This is a genomic window from Vibrio sp. T9 (assembly GCF_003123985.1).
GTDB classification, from domain to species: domain Bacteria; phylum Pseudomonadota; class Gammaproteobacteria; order Enterobacterales; family Vibrionaceae; genus Vibrio; species Vibrio diabolicus.
The window spans coordinates 371,659-393,384 of sequence record NZ_NIGY01000002.1 but is presented as its reverse complement, the minus strand read 5'-3'; the positions used below and the strand labels follow the sequence as shown (position 1 = coordinate 393,384).

The window sequence follows — 21,726 nt, the reverse complement described above, 5'->3', positions numbered from 1 at the left end:
ATGCTAGACAGCATTAAAGACAGCTTTACAGAAAGTATTCAAATTCAAATCGCAGCAGCAGAGGCGCTGCCCGATGCCATTACTCACGCGGCCCAAGCGATGGTCTCAAGCTTGCTCAATGGCAACAAAATTTTATGTTGTGGTAATGGCGGCAGTGCTTCAAACGCTCAACAATTTGTTTCTTGTCTTTTAAACCGTTTTGAAACTGAGCGCCCTAGCCTACCTGCAATGGCCTTAACAGCCGATAATACAACCCTGACCGCTGTTGCAAACGACTACCACTACCAGGAAATTTTCTCAAAACAGGTACGAGCGTTTGGCCAGCCAGGCGACATTCTGCTTGCCATGTCGACTAGCGGTAACAGCAAAAATATTATCAAAGCGATGGAAGCGGCCGTAACTCGAGACATGACGATTATCGCGCTAACAGGCAAAGATGGCGGTGAGATGGCAGGACTGCTTGGTGAGAACGACGTCGAAATTCGCATTCCATCACACCGCACTGCACGTATTCACGAAGTACATATGGTGACACTCCATTGTCTTTGTGACCTTATTGACCAGGTGCTTTTCCCTGCTCATGAAGAGTAACCAAGACTGAGGGTCAGAATTATGATACGTAGCCTCGTTATCTTATTAACAGCATTGAGTTTAAGTGGTTGCGCTGGCTTGTTTATCGCTGGCGCTGCAACCACAGCAAATATTGTCACGGACACACGCAGTACAAAACAAATTTGGCAAGACAACAACATCGAATTCGAAGTTGCGGCGATCGGTAACAAGGCGCCGTTTAAAGGTGAAGTTCGTGTGGTTGCCAGCTCCTACAACGGTACGGTTGTTCTTATGGGTCAGGCTCCAACGCAAGACCTTATTCATGCTTTAGAGCGAAGAGCTCGAGAAGTTAGTGGTGTAAAAGTCATACACAATCAAATCAAACAAAAAGAGCCACTCACTGTCACTCAAATTAGCAACGACAGTTGGATCACAACCAAAGTAAAATCAGCCTTGCTGACCGACTCTGAACTCAATGGCGTTAAGGTTAAAGTGATCACTGAAGACGGCGACGTTTTTCTGTTTGGTTATGTCACACCAGAGCAAGGCGAGCGAGCGACAGAAATCGCGCGTAATATCTCTGGCGTAAAACAAGTCATTAAAGGGTTCCAATATGGCGAAATGGAACCTGTTGAAGTGGACTTACCGAGTGACGGTGTACAAACAATAGAAAGTGAGACAAACGCGGAAAATGAAGCCAACGTCGAAGCATTTACGATTGAGTAATTGCGAAACATCACTTGAAAACACGTCAAGACACTAAAAAGAAAAAAAGCAGCGTTACGCTGCTTTTTTATTATTTAATCACTCTTAAGCTTGGTTTGCCTTTTGGTCGAGGAGCATCGTCCTCTTCGGCATCCGAATCAGAGGCTAACTCAGAAGGCTCATCGCTAACCGTTGTAAACGATGGGGATGATTCTTCCTCGGTCATCGCTTCTTCTTCGATGTGAGTGTACGCTTCTTCTGGTTCAAACATAGTACCAGCACCATTCTCACGCGCATAAATAGCTTGGACAGCATACACAGGCACAATTACTGAGTGTGGACGGCCGCTAAAGCGAGCATGGAAGGTAATCGCATCATTACCTAACTCAAGATTACCCACCGCACGTGGTGCAATATTCAAAATAATTTGACCATCTTGAATAAACTCAACCGGTACACGTACGCCCGGCATCGTTGCATCCACCACCAAGTGAGGAGTCAAGTCATTGTCTACTAGCCAATCGTAAAATGCACGAAGCATATACGGACGGCGAGCAGTCATTTTTGCAATATCCATAACGTGTTTAAAATCGCTTAGCGAACTAGGCGCATTTCACGTTCAGCTTCAGTTAAAGAAGCAAGGAACGAATCACGTTCAAATACGCGGTTCATGTACACCTTGATTTCTTTTGAACCAGGGCCAACCAGATCGATACCAAGTTGAGGCAGACGCCACAATAATGGAGCTAGGTAACAGTCGATCAAGCTGAATTCTTCGCTCATGAAGTACTCATATTCAGCAAAAATTGGCGCTAACGTCAGAAGATCATTACGCAGCTTTGTGCGTGCTTTTTCTGATTCTTCTGCATTACCTTTCATCACTTTTTCAGCGAGTGAATACCAGTTGCGTTCGATACGGTACATCATCAAGCGGCTGTTGCCACGAGCAACAGGGTAAACCGGCATTAGAGGTGGATGAGGGAAACGCTCGTCCAAGTACTCCATGATGATTTTTGAATCGTAAAGAGCTAGCTCACGGTCAACAAGAGTTGGCACTGATTTATATGGGTTTAGCTCAACAAGCTCAGCAGGAAGGTTTGCTTCATCAACAAGCTCAACTTCAACACTTACGCCTTTTTCAGCTAGTACAATGCGAACCTGATGGCTATACAAATCTGATGCACTTGAGAAAAGAGTCATCACAGAACGTTTATTGGCAGCTACAGCCATGGAGCCCTCCAGTACACTTACAAATAAAAACAATGGAGGCTAAGCCTCCATTGTACATCAATTAAAATTGGGAATTAGCACGGTATTTTAGCACAATTAATGCACATCGCGCCAATACTCTTTCTTGAGCATCACGACAACGATGGTTAGAAGCACTAAGAAGCCCATTACCCACCAACCTAAAGCATGACGCTCAAGCTGCACTGGGTCACCTGAATAAACCAAGAAGTTCACTAGGTCGCCAACCGCTTTGTCGTATTCGCCTTCGCTCAGCTCACCCGTACCATCTGTTTCAGTACCAACAACAACTTGTACTTCTTCGCCATCTACGATTTTCGTATCGTAAATCGGCGTCGGGATACCCTGTAGCTCTTCAAGCACATGTGGCATACCAACACTCGGGAAGACAATGTTGTTCACGCCGAATGGACGAGATGGATCAACATAGAAAGAGCGTAAGTAAGTGTATAACCAATCAGCACCACGAACTCGTGCAACCAACGTAAGATCTGGTGGTGGAGCACCAAACCAGTTTGCCGCTTGCTTCGGTGGCATTGCATTGACCATTAGATCACCGATTTTCGCTTCAGGATTGAAAATCAGGTTTTCTTTCATTAAGTCTGTTGGAATTTCCAAGTCTGTTGCTACACGCTCATAACGCTGATACTGCGTTGAGTGACAAGCAAAACAGTAGTTCATGAACAACTTCGCACCGTTTTGTAGCGAAGCTTTATCCGTTAGGTCAACATTCGCTTTATCAAGCGGAACGTTAGCCCCCGCTGCCATCGCTAGTGATGGCAACATCGCAAATAGAATTACAATCCACTTCTTCATTTGAATGTCACCCTCTCTGGTAATGGTTTGGTTGCTTCATTTTTGCTGTAGAAGAACAGCAACACAAAGAACATGAAGTAACACAAGCTAAAGATCTGAGATAGTAGTGTGTACGTTGGTGTTGCAGGTAACGCACCTAAAATACCCAGAGCGATAAAGGCGATAGTGAACTGTACAATATTCAACAGATGAAGTTTGCTACGGTAACGGTATGAACGAACTTTACAACGATCCAACCAAGGTAGAACAAACAGCACTGCAATTGACGCACCCATTAGGATAACACCTAATAGTTTGTCTGGAACCGCACGTAAAATTGCGTAAAACGGCGTGAAGTACCATACCGGAGCAATGTGCTCTGGTGTCTTCAGTGGGTTGGCCGCTTCAAAGTTAGGCGGTTCAAGGAAGTATCCTCCCATTTCTGGGTTAAAGAACAGCACGTAACAGAAGAAGAACAAGAAACCAGCCACACCAACTAAGTCCTTAACCGTACCGTATGGGTGGAAAGGAATAGAGTCGATAATGTCGTATTTCTTCGTGTAGTAATCGTGGAACTTGAACTGTGTCTTGTAATCATCGCCCATTGAACCTTTTGGTAGCTTAGTTTCGATACCATCAGGGTTGTTTGAGCCGACTTCGTGCAGCGCCAATACGTGCAGAACCACAAGAAGAAGTAGAACGATAGGCAGTGCAATAACGTGTAGTGCGAAGAAACGGTTTAATGTTGCACCAGAGATGATGTAGTCACCACGGATCCAAAGCGTTAGGTCATCACCGATAACAGGAATCGCACCAAACAAAGAAATGATTACCTGCGCACCCCAGTATGACATCTGACCCCATGGCAGTAGGTAACCCATGAATGCTTCAGCCATTAGAACGAGGAAGATCAACATACCGAAGATCCACAGTAGTTCACGAGGTTTTTGGTATGAGCCGTAGATCAGGCCACGGAACATGTGCAAGTACACAACAACGAAAAACGCAGATGCGCCAGTTGAGTGCATGTAACGTAGAAGCCAACCGTACTCTACATCACGCATGATGTACTCGATAGAAGCAAACGCACCGTCACCAGAAGGAACGTAGTTCATCGTTAGCCAGATACCCGTTAGGATTTGGTTAACCAGAACCAGCATCGCCAGAGAACCGAAAAGGTACCAAAAGTTGAAGTTCTTAGGCATTGGGTATTCAGACAAATGCTTTTTATAAGCATTCATTGCAGGAATACGCTTTTCAACCCAGTCTAACATTGCTTGCATTATGCATCCCCCTCATCAACACCCACAATGAGCTTGGTGTCGCTCAAATACATGTGCTTAGGAACGACAAGGTTCAATGGAGCAGGTACCCCTTGGAACACTCGACCAGCCATATCGAACTTAGAACCATGACAAGGACAGAAGAAGCCAGATCTTACGCCCTGGACCTGCTCTGAGAAAGAGTCTGGTAGATAGGTTGGTGAACAACCTAGGTGAGTACAGAAACCAACAGCGACAAAAAACTCTTCCTTAATCGAACGAAACTCATTCTGAGCGTACTCAGGCTGCTGTTCCATTTCAGATTGCGGATCACGAAGCTTATCGCCGATCGTTTTTAAGTTATCTAGAACGCTTTGAGTGCGGCGAACAATCCATACAGGTTTCCCCTGCCACTCGACACGAACCAGCTGACCTGGTTCAATTTTACTTATATCCACTTCCACCGGTGCACCTGCCGCTTTGGCTTTAGCACTCGGATTCCATGATTTGATAAAAGGCACGGCGACGGCGACTGCCCCTAACCCACCAACAACTGCCGTTGTAGCGGTTAGAAAACGCCTGCGACCGTTATTTAAAGGCGCGTTGCTCATCCAAACATTCTCCCATTTGCTCCCTTTGGATCGTTATTATTCCGCTTATAAGAGCATGGCTAACAAATAATGAATTTAGTTCTATTTATTGGAGGGAAATGATAAAGAAAACCCTACTTTTTGACAAGATAAAGCTACCTTTTTGTAACATTTGTGAGGCAAATCGCTCGCGTCGTCACAAAAGCGGCAGAATTATAAAAAATTGATGTGATTTGTAACAAGAAAGCACAACATGGAAGTTCTGCTGAAAGCTATTCAAACCTTTTATCTTGGTAGTTTTCAGTTAATTACACAGCAAAATATTTCTTAGTGCACATTCAACTTACGTTATTTGTATTTTCACTTTTGTAGCACGCCGCATACGCAAAAAAGACGAGTAGGCATTTTAAAACATGTTGCAGGGATATTAAGACGCAAAGGCACCCACAGCAGATAAATAAGCTTATGACGTATGGTAAGGAAGAAGCCTTACTCTGAGCCTAGTTATAAGTGAATACAAATGGATATTGATAGGCAGGTATTATTTCTTTAAAAACAAAAAAGCCCGGCATAGAGCCGAGCTTTTGGTACACAGTTTCCAGAGTAACTCTGAAAAGCAGAATTTCCAATAAGAGGAAATTAACGCTTAGAGAACTGTGGACGACGACGTGCTTTACGTAGACCAACTTTCTTACGTTCAACGCAACGAGCGTCACGAGTAACGTAGCCAGCTGCGCGTAGAGCAGGACGTAGAGACTCATCGTATTCCATAAGCGCGCGAGTGATACCGTGACGGATAGCACCAGCTTGACCAGAAATACCGCCGCCTTTAACTGTTACGTAAAGGTCTAGCTTTTCAGTTAGTTCAACAAGTTCTAGAGGTTGTTGTACAACCATGCGAGCTGTTGGACGACCGAAGTATTCGTCAAGGTTACGCTTGTTTACTACAATGTTGCCGCTGCCTGGTTTAATAAAAACACGTGCAGCTGAGCTTTTGCGACGGCCAGTGCCGTAGTATTGATTCTCTGCCATTTTCGAAATCCCCAATTAGATGTCTAGTACTTGTGGTTGTTGAGCAACATGGTTGTGCTCAGCGCCTGCGTAAACTTTAAGCTTACGGTACATAGCACGGCCTAGAGGACCACGTGGAAGCATGCCTTTAACTGCAAGCTCAAGAACCATCTCAGGTTTACGATCGATCAACTTTTCAAAAGTGATAGATTTTAGACCACCTGGGAACTCAGAGTGACGGTAGTACACTTTGTTCTTAGCTTTGTTACCAGTTACAGCAACTTTCTCAGCGTTGATAACGATGATGTAGTCACCAGCGTCAACGTGAGGAGTGTATTCAGCTTTATGTTTGCCACGTAGGCGAGATGCAATTTCACTTGCTAGACGACCAAGAGTTTTACCTTCAGCGTCTACAACGTACCAGTCGCGTTTTACAGTTTCTGGTTTAGCAACGAAAGTTTTCATGCTAATAATAACCCGTTAATTAAAATTTAAACTTTAAGGAACACCGTTCTGGTGCTCCCACACTGTCTAAGAGCCCAGTCATCACCCCTTCGAGTCGTTGGTACTCTCGACCTTCAATTTCGAAATAACTTCGATAATCCGGTCTGCAGTAACGGTGGGTCGCAGGATTATAGAGAAGAGCGAAGAAAAAATCACCTTTTTTTGCGCCAAATCACTAATTTTTTCTTCACTTTTTAAGAACCCACTAGATTTAGGCCAAATGCTCACGCGCGAGGTACTCATGACTTTGCATCTCAGTGAGCCGAGACAAACAGCGCTTAAATTCAAACTCGAGCTGCCCCTCAGTATATAAGTCTTCCATTGGCACTTCAGCAGAAATAATCAACTTCACATTGCGCTCGTAAAACTCATCGACCAGTGCGATAAAGCGCCTCGCAGCGTCATCTATTTTTCGGTTCATCTGTTGAACGTCCGCCAATAATACCGTGTGATAAATTCGGGACAGCTCAATGTAGTCATTTTGACTGCGAGCGGTTTGGCATAACTGAGCAAACGACGCATGCAGAACCCCATCACTCGCTTCAATTACCTCAAGCTGACGGTGATTAACTTCGATTTGATGAGCGACGATCTGACGTTCGCCCGTCAGCTGCTGATAATACTTGTTGAGATTAATGTTGGCCTGTTCATCAAGTGGATAGTGGTATATTTCGGCCTGTTCAAGCGTTCTTAAGCGATAATCAACGCCACTATCAACATTCAACACGTCACAGCGTGCCAAAATCATATCAATTGCAGGCAAAAAGCGCGCTCTTTGTAAGCCATTACGATATAAGTTCTGCGGTTCGATGTTTGAAGTCGCGACTAGGATCATCTGCCGCTTGAACATCTCTTGGAGTAACGTTGCAAGGATCATCGCATCCGTAATGTCAGAGACAAAAAATTCATCAAAGCAAACCACATCCGCTTCTTCTTTGAATTTATCCGCTACTTTTGCTAGCGGATTTTCGACATCACCTAACAGCTTCAACTCATCATGTACTCGATACATGAAGCGGTGAAAGTGTACGCGCATTTTTCTTTGGGTTGGTAAAGCATCAAAAAACGCATCCATGAGGTACGTTTTACCGCGTCCGACTCCTCCCCAAAAGTAAAGACCTTTTGGGGGCTCAGGCATGTCGATTTTTTTCCCCATGAGCTTTTGCCATTTGGAAAGCTGGGGCACAGGAGCTGACTGAAATTCAACGATAGCATGGTAAAGCTTATCTAATGCAACGACCGCTTGATACTGAGCTTCATCACGCTGAAACCCGTGTTCTGCTATGTCTTTTTGATATTGTTGTAGTGGTGTCATCGTATTAAGTCGTATAGAGGTACTGGGAAAAGGGTTACCTCGGGGTCAACTTTGAGAATAGAGAGAAGTAGTTATCAGTCCCCGAAGACATACTGCTATTTTTCTTTATCGGCTGTTCAAGCCATAGTAACATGGACTAGCACCGCGTGTAACTAAGTAGTAAAAGACTTGTTAAAACAACTATAAGGAGCAGTTATGCCTTGGATTTATGCCATTGTGGGTTTGCTGGTCGGTACAATCGTAGGCGTAGTCATTAGTAGACTAACCACCCCTGAATACAAGAAACAAAAGTCTGTGCAGAAAGAACTTGAAGCGGCCAAGTTTGAACTAGAGCAACAACGTCAAGAGCTTGTCGATCATTTTGCACAAACCGCAGAAATGTTGGATACACTAGGTAAAGATTACACCAAGCTGTACCAACATATGGCTAAGACCTCTTCTGAGCTTTTGCCAAACTTGCCAGAGCAAGACAACCCGTTTGATAAGAAAACGGCAATGTCTTCTGAAGCTATTGCAGAAGATCAACCAGAGTTTAACGAACAGCCAAAAGACTACGCCAATGGCGCAACGGGTCTTTTAAAGGATCAAGAGAAAGAAATCATTAATGCTCCCGAAGCGGTAACCGCAAAAGCATCATAACCTTCTCTTACCTCTACCTACTAGGGCCGATACATTTGTATCGGCCCTTTTTTGAACTTTTTCTTCTTACCTTTGCTCTAACTTGGATGTGAACTGCCTCCCCCTTTGATTATCCGAACTAGGCCCTATATTAGTTATTAACAAAGTGAACTAACCGTTCGGATATTTCTTTTTGGCAGACATGTTTCAAGAGGAGTTATTGGATGAAAAAACCACTGCTTGCGCTCACCGTTCTATCTCTGAGTTTGGGCTCTATTATTGCGCCAGTTCAAGCCACCGCCGCATTACCTTTAAATGTGGATGGCCAACAGTTACCTAGCTTGGCGCCCATGCTTGAGAAAGTAACCCCTGCTGTTGTGAGTATTGCTGTAGAAGGCAAACAAGTACAAACCAGCCGTATTCCCGAACAATTTCAATTCTTCTTTGGACCGGACTTTCCGATGGAGCAAAGGCGCGAGCGCCCGTTCAGAGGTTTAGGTTCTGGTGTCATTATTGATGCGAAAAAAGGGCATATCGTCACTAACTACCACGTAATCAAGGGCGCGGATGAGATTCGAGTTCGCCTCTATGATGGTCGCGAGTATGACGCTACGCTCGTTGGCGGCGATGAGATGGCCGATGTTGCGTTGCTTAAATTAGAAAAAGCGAAAAACTTAACGCAAATTAAAGTCGCAGATTCCGACAAACTTCGCGTAGGTGACTTTACGGTTGCGATTGGTAACCCATTCGGACTCGGTCAAACCGTGACGTCGGGCATCGTCTCAGCGTTAGGCCGTAGTGGCTTGAACGTTGAAAACTTCGAAAACTTCATCCAAACCGATGCCGCAATTAACAGCGGTAACTCTGGTGGTGCATTGGTCAACCTTAATGGTGAGCTGATCGGTATTAATACTGCGATTTTAGGCCCTAACGGCGGTAACGTGGGGATTGGCTTTGCGATTCCGTCCAACATGATGAAAAACCTCACCGAGCAAATTCTAGAGTTTGGTGAAGTCAAACGCGGCATGTTGGGTGTACAGGGCGGTGAAGTAACCTCTGAACTGGCTGATGCATTGGGTTACGAGTCAAGTAAAGGGGCCTTTATTGGCCAAGTCGTACCAGACAGCGCAGCCGATAAAGCTGGATTGAAAGCCGGTGATGTAATTGTATCGGTAAACGGTAAAGCGATTAATACTTTCTCAGAGCTCCGCGCAAAAGTGGCAACGCTGGGCGCAGGAAAAGAAATCACGTTAGGTGTAGTTCGAGATGGTAAGAATAAAACCTTTGATGTAACGCTTGGCGAATCTACAAATATGAAAGCCAAAGCCGAAACATTACACGAAGGGCTCAAGGGTGCTGAGTTAAGCAATACGACACCAAGTGATGCAATTCAAGGCGTTAAAGTATCGAGCGTTGCAGATAACTCTCCGGCTGCTCAATATCAATTACAACAAGGGGACATCATTATCGGTGTAAACCGTCAGCGCGTGAAAAACCTTGCTGAGCTTCGTGCAATCGTGGATAAGCACAAAGGCGTATTAGCTCTGAATATTCAGCGTGGCGAACGTACTATTTATCTTGTTATTCGTTAGTCACTTTCAAAGTAATAGGAAATAAGGTTTTCGATGCATAGCATCGAGTAATAAGCCTCGAATACTTTTCCTTATCGCTCAATAGCTAATGAAAAGGGCAGCACGATTCCGTGCTGCCCTTTTGTTATTTTTCAATGTAATGCTATTCTTCATCTTCTATGCCATTTTGGCGCTCATGCATGGAGAGGATATGCTCAGCTTTTTATTACGTTCTGTCTTTTTAGGCTTGGCTACTGCCGCAGTGGTATTACTGGCGGTACCATCTTTGCGCAACAACGTAATTCCTGCCGCGCTAGATCCGCAACCTGTTAATATCGCGTCCGTTGAGTTGACATTTAATCAGGCGGTGCGAAGAGCAGCACCTGCCGTAGTAAACATCTACAGCCGTAAATATGTTGAAAATGATCGCAGTAAACTCTCGACTCAAGGTCTGGGTTCAGGTGTTATTGTCAGTGAGAAAGGCTACATCATTACCAACTACCATGTGGTTGCTCAAGCAGACCAAATTGTTGTCGCATTACAAGACGGTAGAGCCGCGGCGGCTCAGCTAGTTGGCACGGATAAACGCACAGACATTGCCGTACTGCGTGTCGAAGGTTCAAATTTACCTGTTATTCCTCTGAACTCTAATTACAAGCCACAAGTGGGTGATGTGGTCCTAGCCATCGGTAACCCATACAACCTTGGACAAACCACAACGTTCGGCATTATTTCAGCAACAGGACGCTCATCGATTAGCGACGGTCGCCAAGCATTCATTCAAACCGATGCCGCCATCAATGAGGGCAACTCTGGCGGTGCTCTAGTGAACACACAAGGTGAGCTCGTCGGCATCAATACCGCCTCTTTCCAACAAGCGACTGATTTAGAAACTTACGGTATTTCCTTTGCGATCCCTGCGCCACTAGCCAGCAAGATCATGCAGAAAATCATCGCTGATGGTCGCGTGATTCGTGGCTATATTGGTATCGACGGCCAAGACATTAATGCGGTCACTGCTCGCCTACTTGGAAATGAACACATAGGTGGTATTGTCGTGCTTGGTATTGATCCAAATGGTCCAGCCAATGCAGCAGGCTTCCAAAAGCAGGACATCATTATCAGTATTGATGGCAATAAAGTGCAAGGGCGTCAGAGCGTCATGGATATCGTCACCGATTTACGTCCTGGCACCACCGTGGACGTCGGCATCATTCGCAAAGGAAAAGAGATGAGCTTGAAAGTCACCATTGCCGAAGACAAGCAAGAAGCATAAAAAATCCCAGCCATTGGCTGGGATTTTTTATTTGTGCGTTACTCGCTATCGCTCGGTGCTTCCGTCGTATCGGAATCATCCAGCTCAACTTCAATGCGAGTGACTCGCTGCAAACCTCTTGGTAATAACCCACCTCGGCGACCACGTTCGCCACGGAAGTTATCAAGGTCAGACGGTTTAAGACCCAACTTTCGCTTACCCGCGTACAGCGTTAACGATGCACCTTTTGGTAAAGACATTAAGTGAGATAGTACTTCTTCTCGCTCTTTTGCTTTAGCAGCAGGAATATTGATGATCTTATTCCCTTTACCTTTCGCCAGTTGTGGCAGGTCTTTGATTGGGAACAGCAGCATGCGGCCTTGGTTAGTGATTGCTAAGATTTCATCAGAATCTAAATCTTCAATCGCTTTTGGCGTCATGACCTCAGAGTTAGCCGGCAAAGTGACCAGCGCTTTACCACTGCGGTTTTTAGACAGCAAGTCAGCACCTTTACATACAAAGCCGTAACCTGCATCAGAGCCCACCAGCCACAGCTGATCTTCTTCACTCATGATCACTTGGCGAATACTGCTACCAGCCGTAATATTCAAACGACCGGTAATCGGCTCACCTTGACTACGAGCAGAAGGCAGCGAGTGCGATTCCAGAGAGTAACTTCGACCGTCACTGCCTAGGAATACCGCAGGCTGATTACTCTTACCTCGTGCGTGCGCTAAGTATTTATCACCCGACTTATAGTTCAGGCCTTCTGCATCTACGTCATGGCCTTTCGCGTGACGAATCCAACCTTTCTCAGAAAGCACAACCGTGATTGGTTCGCTTGGAACAAGATCACGTTCAGTAAGCGCTTTTGCTTCTGCACGCTCAACCAATGGAGATCGACGGTCATCACCGTATTTCTCAGCGTCTGCTTTGATTTCTTTTTTCAGTAGTGTGTTTAGACGACGCTCAGAACCGAGCAGCTGTTCTAGCTTCTCACGCTCTTTCTCTAGCTCGTCTTGCTCACCACGGATCTTCATCTCTTCTAGTTTGGCGAGGTGACGAAGTTTGGTATCTAGAATCGCATCCGCTTGGATATCGGTAATACCAAAACGTGCCATCAATACCGCTTTAGGATCATCTTCAGTACGGATGATCTCAATCACTTCATCTAGGTTTAGGTAAGCAACCAACAAACCTTCCAAAATGTGTAAGCGAGCCATGACTTTGTCTAGGCGGTGTTGTAGACGGCGACGTACGGTCGTGCGACGGAACTCAATCCACTCTGACAGAATTTGCACCAGACCTTTAACTTGAGGACGATTATCCAAACCAATCATGTTCAAGTTAACACGGTAGCTGCGCTCAAGATCCGTTGATGCGAACAAGTGGTTCATCAACAAATCACAATCAACTCGGTTTGACTTAGGTACCACAACGATACGCGTTGGGTTCTCGTGATCCGACTCGTCACGAAGATCGTCAACCATTGGTAGCTTCTTCGCACGCATCTGGTTGGCGATTTGCTCAAGCAGTTTTGCACCCGATACTTGGTGTGGCAGAGAGGTGATAACGATATCAGAACCTTCTTTGTGCCATACCGCGCGCATCTTGATGCTGCCGCGACCGTTGCGGTAAATCTTCTCAATATCCGCTTGCGGCGAGATGATTTCTGCTTCTGTTGGGTAATCCGGACCTTTAACATATTGCATCACGTCCGGCAGTTCTGCTTTCGGGTTGTCGATCAAATGAATAGTCGCATCTGCGATTTCACGAACGTTATGCGGTGGGATGTCTGTTGCCATACCAACCGCAATACCGGTTACACCGTTAAGCAGGATATGAGGCAGGCGTGCTGGCAACATTTGTGGCTCTTTCATTGTGCCATCAAAGTTAGGTTGCCATTCAACCGTACCCTGGCCCAGTTCGCCTAGCAATACTTCAGCAAACTTAGACAGTTTTGCTTCGGTATAACGCATTGCCGCGAATGATTTCGGGTCATCTGGCGCACCCCAGTTACCTTGACCATCCACTAATGGATAGCGGTAAGAGAATGGCTGAGCCATCAATACCATCGCTTCGTAACACGCTGAATCACCGTGCGGATGGTATTTACCTAACACGTCACCAACCGTACGTGCAGATTTTTTGTATTTTGCTGATGCAGAGAGACCAAGCTCCGACATCGCATAAATGATGCGTCGTTGAACCGGCTTTAAGCCATCACCAATGTATGGCAAGGCGCGGTCCATGATTACGTACATCGAGTAGTTCAGATAAGCGTCTTCAGTGAACTTGCGCATTGGCAACTGTTCGACGCCATCGTAGGTAATTTCTGTAGACATCCGTTACACCTCTGCCAAGTCGCCGTTGTTTTGTAGCCAAGAACGACGGTCATCTGCACGCTTTTTGCCCAGCAGCATGTCCATCATTTCCATGGTCGCCGTAGAGTCGTCAATGGTTAACTGCACTAAGCGACGCGTGTTCGGATCCATGGTGGTTTCACGCAACTGAAGTGGGTTCATCTCACCCAGACCTTTGAATCGTTGCACGTTGATTTTGGCTTTCTTCTTCGACAAGCGCTCTAAGATGCCATCTTTTTCATCGTCATCGAGGGCGTAAAACACTTCTTTACCACAGTCGATTCGATACAGAGGCGGCATCGCCACATAGATATGGCCCGCTTCAACCAGTGCACGGAAGTGACGAGTGAACAGTGCACAAAGCAGCGTTGCGATGTGAAGACCATCCGAGTCCGCATCGGCAAGGATACAGATCTTACCGTAACGAAGACCATCAAGGTTATCGCTGTCAGGATCAATCCCCAAAGCCACTGAAATATCGTGTACTTCTTGAGATGCTAATACTTGGTCAGCAGAGACTTCCCACGTGTTCAAGATCTTACCACGCAGTGGCATCACAGCTTGGAACTCACGGTCACGTGCCTGTTTTGCCGAGCCCCCCGCAGAGTCACCCTCCACAAAGAAGATTTCAGTGCGACTTAAATCCTGTGCTGAACAGTCGGTCAACTTACCTGGCAGTGCCGGGCCGGACGCCACTTTCTTACGTACGACTTTTTTCGCTGCACGCATACGACGGTGCGCATTAGCGATACAGACTTCTGCCAATTGCTCTGCTAGCTGAGGCTTTTCGTTCAACCAAAGACTGAACGCGTCTTTTACTACGCCAGAGACAAATGCCGCGGTTTGACGAGAAGACAGACGTTCTTTGGTCTGGCCTGCAAATTGCGGATCTTGAATTTTAACCGACAACACGTAAGAACAGCGGTCGAAAACGTCATCACCCGTTAGCTTCACGCCACGAGGTAATAGATTACGGAACTCACAGAACTCGCGCATCGCTTCTAACAAGCCTTGGCGTAAACCATTAACGTGCGTACCACCTTGAGCAGTTGGGATCAGGTTAACGTAGCTTTCGGTGATCATCTCACCACCTTCTGGCTGCCAAATTACCGCCCAGTTTGCCGCTTCGGTATCCGCCAAGAACTCACCAGTAAATGGTTCTTCAGGAATAACTGGGTAGCCTTTTACGCCTTCCGCAAGATAGTCTTTAAGACCGTCTTCGTAGTACCACTTATAGTCTTTACCATTAACTTTGTCGGTTAATGTAATTTCTAGGCCCGGGCACAAAACCGCTTTTGCGCGCAGATTATTGACTAGGCGTGTAACAGAGAAGTTAGCCGAATCGAAGTACTTCGCATCAGGCCAGAAATGCACGCTGGTACCGCGATTGCGACGACCACATGTGCCGGTTACGGTCAGGTCAGAGACTTTATCACCGTGCTCAAATGCAATTTCATACACTTGACCATCACGACGAACGGTTACTTCAACGCGTTTTGACAACGCGTTTACTACCGAAATACCTACCCCGTGCAAACCACCAGAGAATTGGTAGTTTTTGTTAGAGAACTTACCACCTGCGTGCAGCTTGCATAGGATTAACTCTACGCCTGACACTTTCTCTTCAGGGTGGATATCAACAGGCATGCCTCGACCATCATCGATCACTTCTAGTGATTGGTCGGCATGTAGGATGACTTGTACTTTTGAGGCATGTCCGGCTAGCGCTTCGTCGACACTGTTGTCGATAACTTCTTGGCCCAAATGGTTTGGGCGCGCTGTATCCGTATACATCCCTGGTCGGCGACGTACTGGCTCTAAGCCATTCAGTACTTCAATGGCACCAGCATTATATTGTTCAGTCATAATACGGAATTATTCTCAAAGTTTACTTGTTGCCTGAATATCACCAATGGGTGAACCCATACTCAGGAAACGAAAAAGCCACCCTGTTCACATCACTAAGTGCTTGTAAACATGATGCATAACAAAGTAGCCAGGGTCCTCGACCCTTAAGATCTTTTGGCAAAACATAGTCGGAAAGCATACCGCCCATGTCAAGAAACGGTTGGATATATCAATAAAAACTATGAGCCTTTTCCAATCGCTTTCGAATTACAGTTCTAGAAATTCGATAATCTGTGCAGGATAACGCTCAAAGCCTACAAAACTGTGATCACCGCCTTGTTCTACTGTTTGCTTAGCGCCTGCAAACTTATCTACCGCTTGTCGATAGTCTAAAACCTCATCTTCTGTTTGCTGCAACAACCAGAAAGAATGTGGCGACGCGATGCTTTGTACATCAAGAGCTTTTAACTCGTCAATATGACAAGCTTCAAGTGTATAGGTTTCGTGCGTATAAGGGTTAGTTTGCTCACCCAAATAATCTACTAACAACTCATAGGGCTTAACCGCGGGGTTGACCACAACCGCTTTAAATCCAAACTTGTCATTTAGCCACATTGACATAAAGCCGCCTAATGAGCTGCCCACCAGACCAATGTTATAGTCGTCTTTATATTGCTCGATGATATCCAACAACATTTTCGCCGCTTGTTGAGGATAACAAGGTAACTGGGGAACAATCACTTTGATATCAGGACGATGCAGCTCGCAGTATGCTCTTATCACATTGGCTTTCATTGAGAGTGGAGAACTGTTAAAGCCATGGATATACAGAAGAAGTGAAGGTTTACTCATAGATATCTCGCACAAAAAGCGAGCCCGAACATAGAGCTCGGGCGCGTTAGTATCCGTTAGAAGAGAAGTCTGGTTGGAACTGGCCGTCAGGAAGTCGGCCCACTTGGGTCGTAATATCACCACAAGCGTGCAACTGCAGTTCACGCCAACCAGGCGAAGTCGTATCGAGGGCAAAATCATCCGAGTTAGGCTTAAACTGAACACACGTCGAGGGTGTTGCCATCACTCGAATGCCATTATGAAGCACATTCATGTCTTGATGAACATGACCACAGAGAATGCCTTTCACGTTATCAAAACGATCGACAACCTGCCAGAACGCTTCGGCATCTTTTAAGGTATGTTGATCAAGCCACGCGCTTCCCACCAATAATGGATGGTGATGCAACAACACAAGTGTGTGCCTTTCTGGGTGTTCTGCTAACTTTTCTTCGAGTAACGCTAACTGCTGGTCACTCAAGCGTCCGTGAGGAACGCCAACAACTTGCGAGTCTAAAAGAACCAACTGCCAATGCGCGCCAAGCAATACATGCTCTGCCGCTTTGATTTGTTGCGAAGGTAATACACTGCCCATATTGGGCTTGTAGTCATGATTACCAGGCAGCCAAAAGCAGTCTTTCTCTAGCGGTTCAATGCCTTCGGCAAAGCGCTGGTAAGATTCTGCACTATGGTCTTGGGAAATGTCCCCTGTCGCCAAGATGTAATCAAACGTCACGTTGCGGCGTAAAACATCAGCAACAACAGCGTTAAAGCTATCGGCCGTTTTTACGCTCAGCAAACTTCCCTCATCGGCAGCAAACAGATGAGTATCCGTAATTTGTAAAAGTTTGATGCTGTCACTAGATGATTGCAAAATGAAAACCTGATTCGTCCACTATATCGTTATTTGTTATTTTCCTTTAGTGACGTGACGATCAATTGAAGGCAAGTGGTGTTCTACTGATACCACTTCGTAAACAAAACGTCAGCCATTCACCGAGGAACGTGTTTAGTTGATGCTTTTCATCTTTCTGCATCAGTTGGTCGTTGGGATAATCATACTTAGCTTTTATGCGAGAGAACTCTCCGCTTGAGCATACTTCGGCTACTCTCGCATCGTGATAAAGCCTGACAGACATCGTCGGTAAAGGAAACACTGGCGTTTCATCACTCTGACATATCTCAACAACTGTGGTGTATTTTGTGATTTCATTCACGGTCAGTTGGTAAACCATGTTCGCCGCTTGATAGCAGCGTACATCCCCAACTTCAGCAGAAGCAGGCAATAAGGCGTTCAATTTAGCGTAGTTGGTCTCATAGGTTCTCATTAGACCCGCTAAATCAACATGATACCTCTGTTTTTCAGCCACTTGTGCCATTACTTACTCTCCACCATTTGGGGTTGCCCCCACTGTGACTTCAACTCTTGATGGTTTAATTGCAACCATTGCAACGCAATAATCGACGCACCATTTTCAAATTTTCCGTCTTTCACCCATTGATATGCTTGCTCACGACTCAAAACATGTACGCGAATATCTTCATTCTCATAGTCTAAACCATGAATGCCGTGCGCTTTAGATGCGTCCACTTCACCAACAAATACGTCCAACTTTTCCGAGCAACCGCCAGCAGAAGGATAATAAGAAGTGACTAGCGCAACACGCCCCACTTGTATCCCCGCCTCTTCGACAGCTTCTCGGCGAATGACGGCTTCAGCTGATTCATCACGGTCAATCATACCCGCGACAATCTCTAGCTGCCATGGGTGTTGATGCTCTAAGGCTCCTACTCGAATCTGTTCAATGATAACCACTTGATCCGTATTTGGATCATAAGGAAGCATCGCTGCAGCATGACCACGCTCGAACATTTCTCGTTCGACAACCTCGCTCCAACCTCCAGCAAATAGCTTATGCTGAAAGCGATATTTCACCATTTTGAAAAAGCCTTCAAATAAGGTTTCTTTCGAGATGACTTTTACATCTTGCGAAGTAAAATCCTTTTGTTGTTTGTCACACTGTTGCATTCGACACCTCTCTGAGTGAATCTTGTAGTTTACTCATTGTTATTCGCTTGCTCAAAGGACTTGGCTCAACTTTTTGTACAATAGTTACAAATTAATTTAAGTCTTTGGTGAAAATTTATTGCACAACTGGATAATTACGTGTAAAAAAGTGCAAACTTTAGAGTAAATATCGTGCAAATTGAGTTAAACTACTGAGAATTAACCAATCTATTGACCGCGGGAATAGAAAATGAAAAAATTGCTTCCACTATTTATCAGTGCAGCGCTAGGTAGCATGAGTACGTCTGCGTTCGCAGACTCTTTGGCTGAAATCTACGACTTAGCAAAACAAAATGATCCACAATTGCTCAGTGTAGCAGCACAACGTGACCAAGCTTTCGAAGCAATCACCTCAAGCCGTAGTGCTCTATTACCACAAATTAACCTAACAGCAGGTTACAACTTAACTCGTGGTGATACTGAATACGACTCAAATCTAGTCAATGACGTATCAAACGATGCCAACGCTCTAACCGCTGGTGTTAGCTTTTCACAAGCACTTTACAACCGCGCATCTTGGATCTCGCTAGATACCGCTGAGAAAAGTGCTCGCCAAGCAGACGCAACTTACGCTGCGACTCAACAAGCACTAATTCTTCGTGTTTCACAAGCGTATTTTGAAGTTCTACGCGCACAAGACAACCTTGTTTTCGTCCGTGCAGAAAAAGCCGCAGTGGGTCGTCAACTAGAGCAAACAAAACAGCGTTTTGAAGTAGGTTTATCTGCGATCACTGACGTACACGACGCGCAAGCTCAGTACGACCAAGTACTGGCGGATGAAGTGTTAGCAGAAAACGCACTAACTAACAGCTACGAGTCATTACGTGAAATCACTGGTCAAGAGCACAAAGATCTCAACATCTTAGATACTCGCCGCTTCACTGCTAGCCCATCGACCGTGCCTGCTGAATCACTAATTGACGAAGCAAAAACCAAAAACCTGACCTTGCTATCTTCACGTATTCTTCAAGATATCGCACGTGACAATATTTCACTAGCAAGTTCTGGTCATCTACCAACGCTGTCTCTAGACGGTGGTTACAACTACGGTGATACGTCTCATAGCTCTCGTGACAACACCACAGACAACTTCAATATCGGTGTGAACCTTGCGGTGCCGCTATACACGGGTGGTAACGTCACCTCTCAAACCAAACAGGCTGAATACGCGTACGTGGCAGCAAGTGAAGATCTTGAAGCACAATACCGCAGCGTAGTAAAAGATGTTCGCGCACAAAACAACAACATTAACGCCTCTATCGGCGCACTACGTGCTTATGAGCAAGCCGTTATTTCTGCGCGCTCTGCACTAGAAGCAACAGAAGCAGGTTTTGATGTGGGTACTCGTACTATCGTTGACGTGCTCGACGCAACTCGTCGTCTATACGATGCGAATAAAAACCTATCGAACGCTCGTTACGACTACATCTTAAGTGTTCTTCAGCTACGCCAAGCCGTTGGTACGCTAAGCGAACAAGACATCTTAGACGTTGATGCAGGTTTGAAAGCAGCAAAATAACTGCTGACTGAATGCTTCAGTTCTCAATAAATAAAAACGCCAGTTGATTTATCAGCTGGCGTTTTTTATTGCTTGCAGTTAAGAGACGAAAAGTATCTCAGAACATCAAGTATCAAAAAGGCCGCACTTGGCGACCTTTTACAAACAAATAGCGTTTCAATGCCAACAAATCGTAGGCTTAGCCCTTACCGCCTTTGATTGCATTGATGATTTCACTGGTTGAGCAGCCATCCTCAAAGTTCAATACACGAACTTCGCCACCTGCAGCGATGACTTCTTTACCACCAGCAATCTCTTCTGGTTTGTAGTCACCACCTTTTACTAGCAAGCTTGGCAGAACTTCCGAGATCAAACGTTGCGGCGTATCTTCACTAAATGGTACTACCCAATCCACAGCGCCCAAACCTGCCAATACCGCCATGCGGCGATCGGTTGGATTCACAGGACGACCAGGCCCTTTAAGACGCTTCACTGATTCATCGGTATTCACCGCAACAATCAGGCGATCACCAAGTTCTGCAGCGTGATTGAGGTAAGAAACATGCCCAGCGTGAAGAATATCAAAGCAGCCGTTTGTCATAACGACTTTCTCGCCACGTGCACGTGCTTTTTTCACTGCTTCAATCAGCGCTTTTTCTGAAATCACACCGTAATCCGTGTCTTGGCTGCCATGTACCGCTTCTGCCAGTTCAATTTCAGACAAGGTCGAGGTACCAAGCTTACCAACAACAACGCCTGCCGCAGCATTCGCTAGTGCACACGCTTCTTCGAAGGATTTACCCGCCGCAACTGAAGCTGCAAGTACAGAAATCACCGTATCACCAGCACCTGTCACGTCGTACACTTCTTTCGCTTGAGTCGGAAGGTGGAATGGCTCTTGACCACGGCGGATCAACGTCATGCCGTTTTCACTACGCGTAACCAGTAGCGCTTCAAAATCAAACTCTTCAACAAGCTGAAGTGCTTTTTCAACCAGCTCTTGGTCTGATTTTACTTTGCCAACGACATCTTCAAACTCTTTCATGTTTGGTGTTAAGAGTGTTGCTCCGCGGTAGCGTTCAAAATCCGCACCTTTAGGGTCAATGAAAACTGGAATGTTTGCTGCGCGCGCTTTTTGGATGTATGCCTGAACATGCTCTAACGAGCCTTTTGCGTAGTCAGACATAATCACGGCTTTAACGTTTGGCAGAGCGGTATCCATACGCGATAGTACAGGTGCAGAATCCGTGTTTTCAAATTTGTCTTCGAAGTCGAGACGGATCAGTTGTTGTCCACGGCTCATCACACGAAGCTTCGTAATCGTTGGGTAATCCGGCAGTGCAACGAAATCGCACTTCACATTGAGTGAGCTCAGCGTCTCCGTCAGCACTTTTGCAGGCTCATCTTCCCCTGTTAGACCAACAATGTGAGCATGGCCACCTAGTGATGCGATATTCATCGCAACGTTCGCAGCACCACCAGGACGCTCTTCATTGTTTTCTACTTTTACAACAGGAACCGGCGCTTCAGGAGAAATACGTCCGGTTGGGCCATACCAGTAACGATCTAGCATGACATCACCGATGATGAGCACACCAGCGCTGTTGTAATCAGGTAGAATTGGTTTCATTATTGGTCTCCAAAAATTAAATCGAAGTGAGTTTATCACAGCCCTTATCGAGGCTAAATATA

21 protein-coding genes are annotated in these 21,726 nt (G+C 45.7%); 6 read left to right on the top strand and 15 right to left on the bottom strand.

The annotated features are described in order from the left end of the window. Nucleotides 1-591, top strand: a complete 591-nt coding sequence (locus CBX98_RS06160; RefSeq protein ID WP_005372901.1) for a phosphoheptose isomerase — start codon at nucleotides 1-3, stop codon at nucleotides 589-591. Between the two features lie 21 nt (nucleotides 592-612). Then, nucleotides 613-1,278 (top strand): BON domain-containing protein, encoded by a 666-nt coding sequence (locus CBX98_RS06155; RefSeq protein ID WP_005396458.1) that lies wholly within the window; start codon nucleotides 613-615, stop codon nucleotides 1,276-1,278. A gap of 70 nt (nucleotides 1,279-1,348) precedes the next feature. Here CBX98_RS06155 and sspB read toward each other — a convergent pair whose 3' ends face one another. The 8 genes from sspB to zapE all read right to left on the bottom strand — a co-directional run bounded on the left by sspB (nucleotide 1,349) and on the right by zapE (nucleotide 7,982). Then, nucleotides 1,349-1,834, bottom strand: a complete 486-nt coding sequence (gene sspB, locus CBX98_RS06150; protein ID WP_031780550.1) for a ClpXP protease specificity-enhancing factor — start codon at nucleotides 1,832-1,834, stop codon at nucleotides 1,349-1,351. Nucleotides 1,835-1,851: 17 nt separating this feature from the next. Beyond that, the gene (sspA, locus tag CBX98_RS06145; protein WP_005372897.1) at nucleotides 1,852-2,487 is read right to left on the bottom strand and encodes a stringent starvation protein SspA; all 636 of its coding nucleotides are present in this window, start codon (nucleotides 2,485-2,487) and stop codon (nucleotides 1,852-1,854) included. A gap of 96 nt (nucleotides 2,488-2,583) precedes the next feature. Next, nucleotides 2,584-3,321, bottom strand: coding sequence for a cytochrome c1 (locus CBX98_RS06140; RefSeq protein ID WP_005372881.1), 738 nt, complete (start codon nucleotides 3,319-3,321; stop codon nucleotides 2,584-2,586). Beyond that, on the bottom strand, nucleotides 3,318-4,583 hold the full coding sequence (locus CBX98_RS06135) for a cytochrome bc complex cytochrome b subunit (protein WP_005372880.1): 1,266 nt from the start codon (nucleotides 4,581-4,583) through the stop codon (nucleotides 3,318-3,320). The genes CBX98_RS06140 and CBX98_RS06135 overlap by 4 nt, the downstream gene beginning before the upstream one ends. Next, on the bottom strand, nucleotides 4,583-5,173 hold the full coding sequence (gene petA / locus CBX98_RS06130; RefSeq protein WP_005396462.1) for a ubiquinol-cytochrome c reductase iron-sulfur subunit: 591 nt from the start codon (nucleotides 5,171-5,173) through the stop codon (nucleotides 4,583-4,585). The genes CBX98_RS06135 and petA overlap by 1 nt, the downstream gene beginning before the upstream one ends. Before the next feature lie 618 nt (nucleotides 5,174-5,791). Then, the gene (gene rpsI, locus CBX98_RS06125) at nucleotides 5,792-6,184 is read right to left on the bottom strand and encodes a 30S ribosomal protein S9 (protein WP_005372876.1); all 393 of its coding nucleotides are present in this window, start codon (nucleotides 6,182-6,184) and stop codon (nucleotides 5,792-5,794) included. Nucleotides 6,185-6,199: 15 nt separating this feature from the next. Next, complete coding sequence (gene rplM / locus CBX98_RS06120) at nucleotides 6,200-6,628, bottom strand: 50S ribosomal protein L13 (RefSeq protein WP_012842158.1); 429 nt, start codon at nucleotides 6,626-6,628, stop codon at nucleotides 6,200-6,202. Between the two features lie 250 nt (nucleotides 6,629-6,878). Then, nucleotides 6,879-7,982 (bottom strand): cell division protein ZapE, encoded by a 1,104-nt coding sequence (zapE, locus tag CBX98_RS06110; RefSeq protein ID WP_005395918.1) that lies wholly within the window; start codon nucleotides 7,980-7,982, stop codon nucleotides 6,879-6,881. Between the two features lie 195 nt (nucleotides 7,983-8,177). Here zapE and zapG point away from each other — a divergent pair, with 195 nt between their 5' ends. The 3 genes from zapG to degS all read left to right on the top strand — a co-directional run bounded on the left by zapG (nucleotide 8,178) and on the right by degS (nucleotide 11,447). After that, nucleotides 8,178-8,621 (top strand): Z-ring associated protein ZapG, encoded by a 444-nt coding sequence (gene zapG, locus CBX98_RS06100; RefSeq protein WP_005395919.1) that lies wholly within the window; start codon nucleotides 8,178-8,180, stop codon nucleotides 8,619-8,621. A 203-nt stretch (nucleotides 8,622-8,824) separates the two neighbouring features. Further along, nucleotides 8,825-10,192 carry a Do family serine endopeptidase gene (locus CBX98_RS06095; protein ID WP_005395920.1) on the top strand — a complete coding sequence of 456 codons (1,368 nt, stop codon included), beginning with the start codon at nucleotides 8,825-8,827 and terminating at the stop codon, nucleotides 10,190-10,192. 190 nt (nucleotides 10,193-10,382) lie between these two features. Further along, nucleotides 10,383-11,447 carry an outer membrane-stress sensor serine endopeptidase DegS gene (gene degS / locus CBX98_RS06090; protein WP_005395921.1) on the top strand — a complete coding sequence of 355 codons (1,065 nt, stop codon included), beginning with the start codon at nucleotides 10,383-10,385 and terminating at the stop codon, nucleotides 11,445-11,447. Between the two features lie 38 nt (nucleotides 11,448-11,485). On the opposite strand, the gene parC is transcribed toward degS, so the two are convergent. The 6 genes from parC to nudF all read right to left on the bottom strand — a co-directional run bounded on the left by parC (nucleotide 11,486) and on the right by nudF (nucleotide 18,497). After that, nucleotides 11,486-13,771 (bottom strand): DNA topoisomerase IV subunit A, encoded by a 2,286-nt coding sequence (parC, locus tag CBX98_RS06085; RefSeq protein WP_006743360.1) that lies wholly within the window; start codon nucleotides 13,769-13,771, stop codon nucleotides 11,486-11,488. 3 nt (nucleotides 13,772-13,774) lie between these two features. Then, nucleotides 13,775-15,655 (bottom strand): DNA topoisomerase IV subunit B, encoded by a 1,881-nt coding sequence (gene parE, locus CBX98_RS06080; RefSeq protein WP_005395924.1) that lies wholly within the window; start codon nucleotides 15,653-15,655, stop codon nucleotides 13,775-13,777. A 249-nt stretch (nucleotides 15,656-15,904) separates the two neighbouring features. Further along, on the bottom strand, nucleotides 15,905-16,489 hold the full coding sequence (yqiA, locus tag CBX98_RS06075) for an esterase YqiA (RefSeq protein ID WP_109168778.1): 585 nt from the start codon (nucleotides 16,487-16,489) through the stop codon (nucleotides 15,905-15,907). A gap of 46 nt (nucleotides 16,490-16,535) precedes the next feature. After that, complete coding sequence (cpdA, locus tag CBX98_RS06070; RefSeq protein WP_046874001.1) at nucleotides 16,536-17,342, bottom strand: 3',5'-cyclic-AMP phosphodiesterase; 807 nt, start codon at nucleotides 17,340-17,342, stop codon at nucleotides 16,536-16,538. Between the two features lie 61 nt (nucleotides 17,343-17,403). Continuing rightward, nucleotides 17,404-17,847 carry a DUF1249 family protein gene (locus CBX98_RS06065; RefSeq protein ID WP_005395930.1) on the bottom strand — a complete coding sequence of 148 codons (444 nt, stop codon included), beginning with the start codon at nucleotides 17,845-17,847 and terminating at the stop codon, nucleotides 17,404-17,406. Further along, a complete protein-coding gene (gene nudF / locus CBX98_RS06060) occupies nucleotides 17,847-18,497 on the bottom strand; it encodes an ADP-ribose diphosphatase (RefSeq protein WP_109168777.1) in 651 nt (216 codons plus the stop codon). Before nudF ends, CBX98_RS06065 begins: the two co-directional genes overlap by 1 nt. Nucleotides 18,498-18,726: 229 nt before the next feature. Between nudF and tolC the strand changes: the two genes are divergently transcribed. Further along, nucleotides 18,727-20,055, top strand: coding sequence for an outer membrane channel protein TolC (tolC, locus tag CBX98_RS06055; RefSeq protein ID WP_012842165.1), 1,329 nt, complete (start codon nucleotides 18,727-18,729; stop codon nucleotides 20,053-20,055). A gap of 178 nt (nucleotides 20,056-20,233) precedes the next feature. Here tolC and hldE read toward each other — a convergent pair whose 3' ends face one another. Further along, nucleotides 20,234-21,664, bottom strand: coding sequence for a bifunctional D-glycero-beta-D-manno-heptose-7-phosphate kinase/D-glycero-beta-D-manno-heptose 1-phosphate adenylyltransferase HldE (gene hldE, locus CBX98_RS06050; protein ID WP_005395938.1), 1,431 nt, complete (start codon nucleotides 21,662-21,664; stop codon nucleotides 20,234-20,236). Nucleotides 21,665-21,726 lie beyond the last annotated feature (62 nt).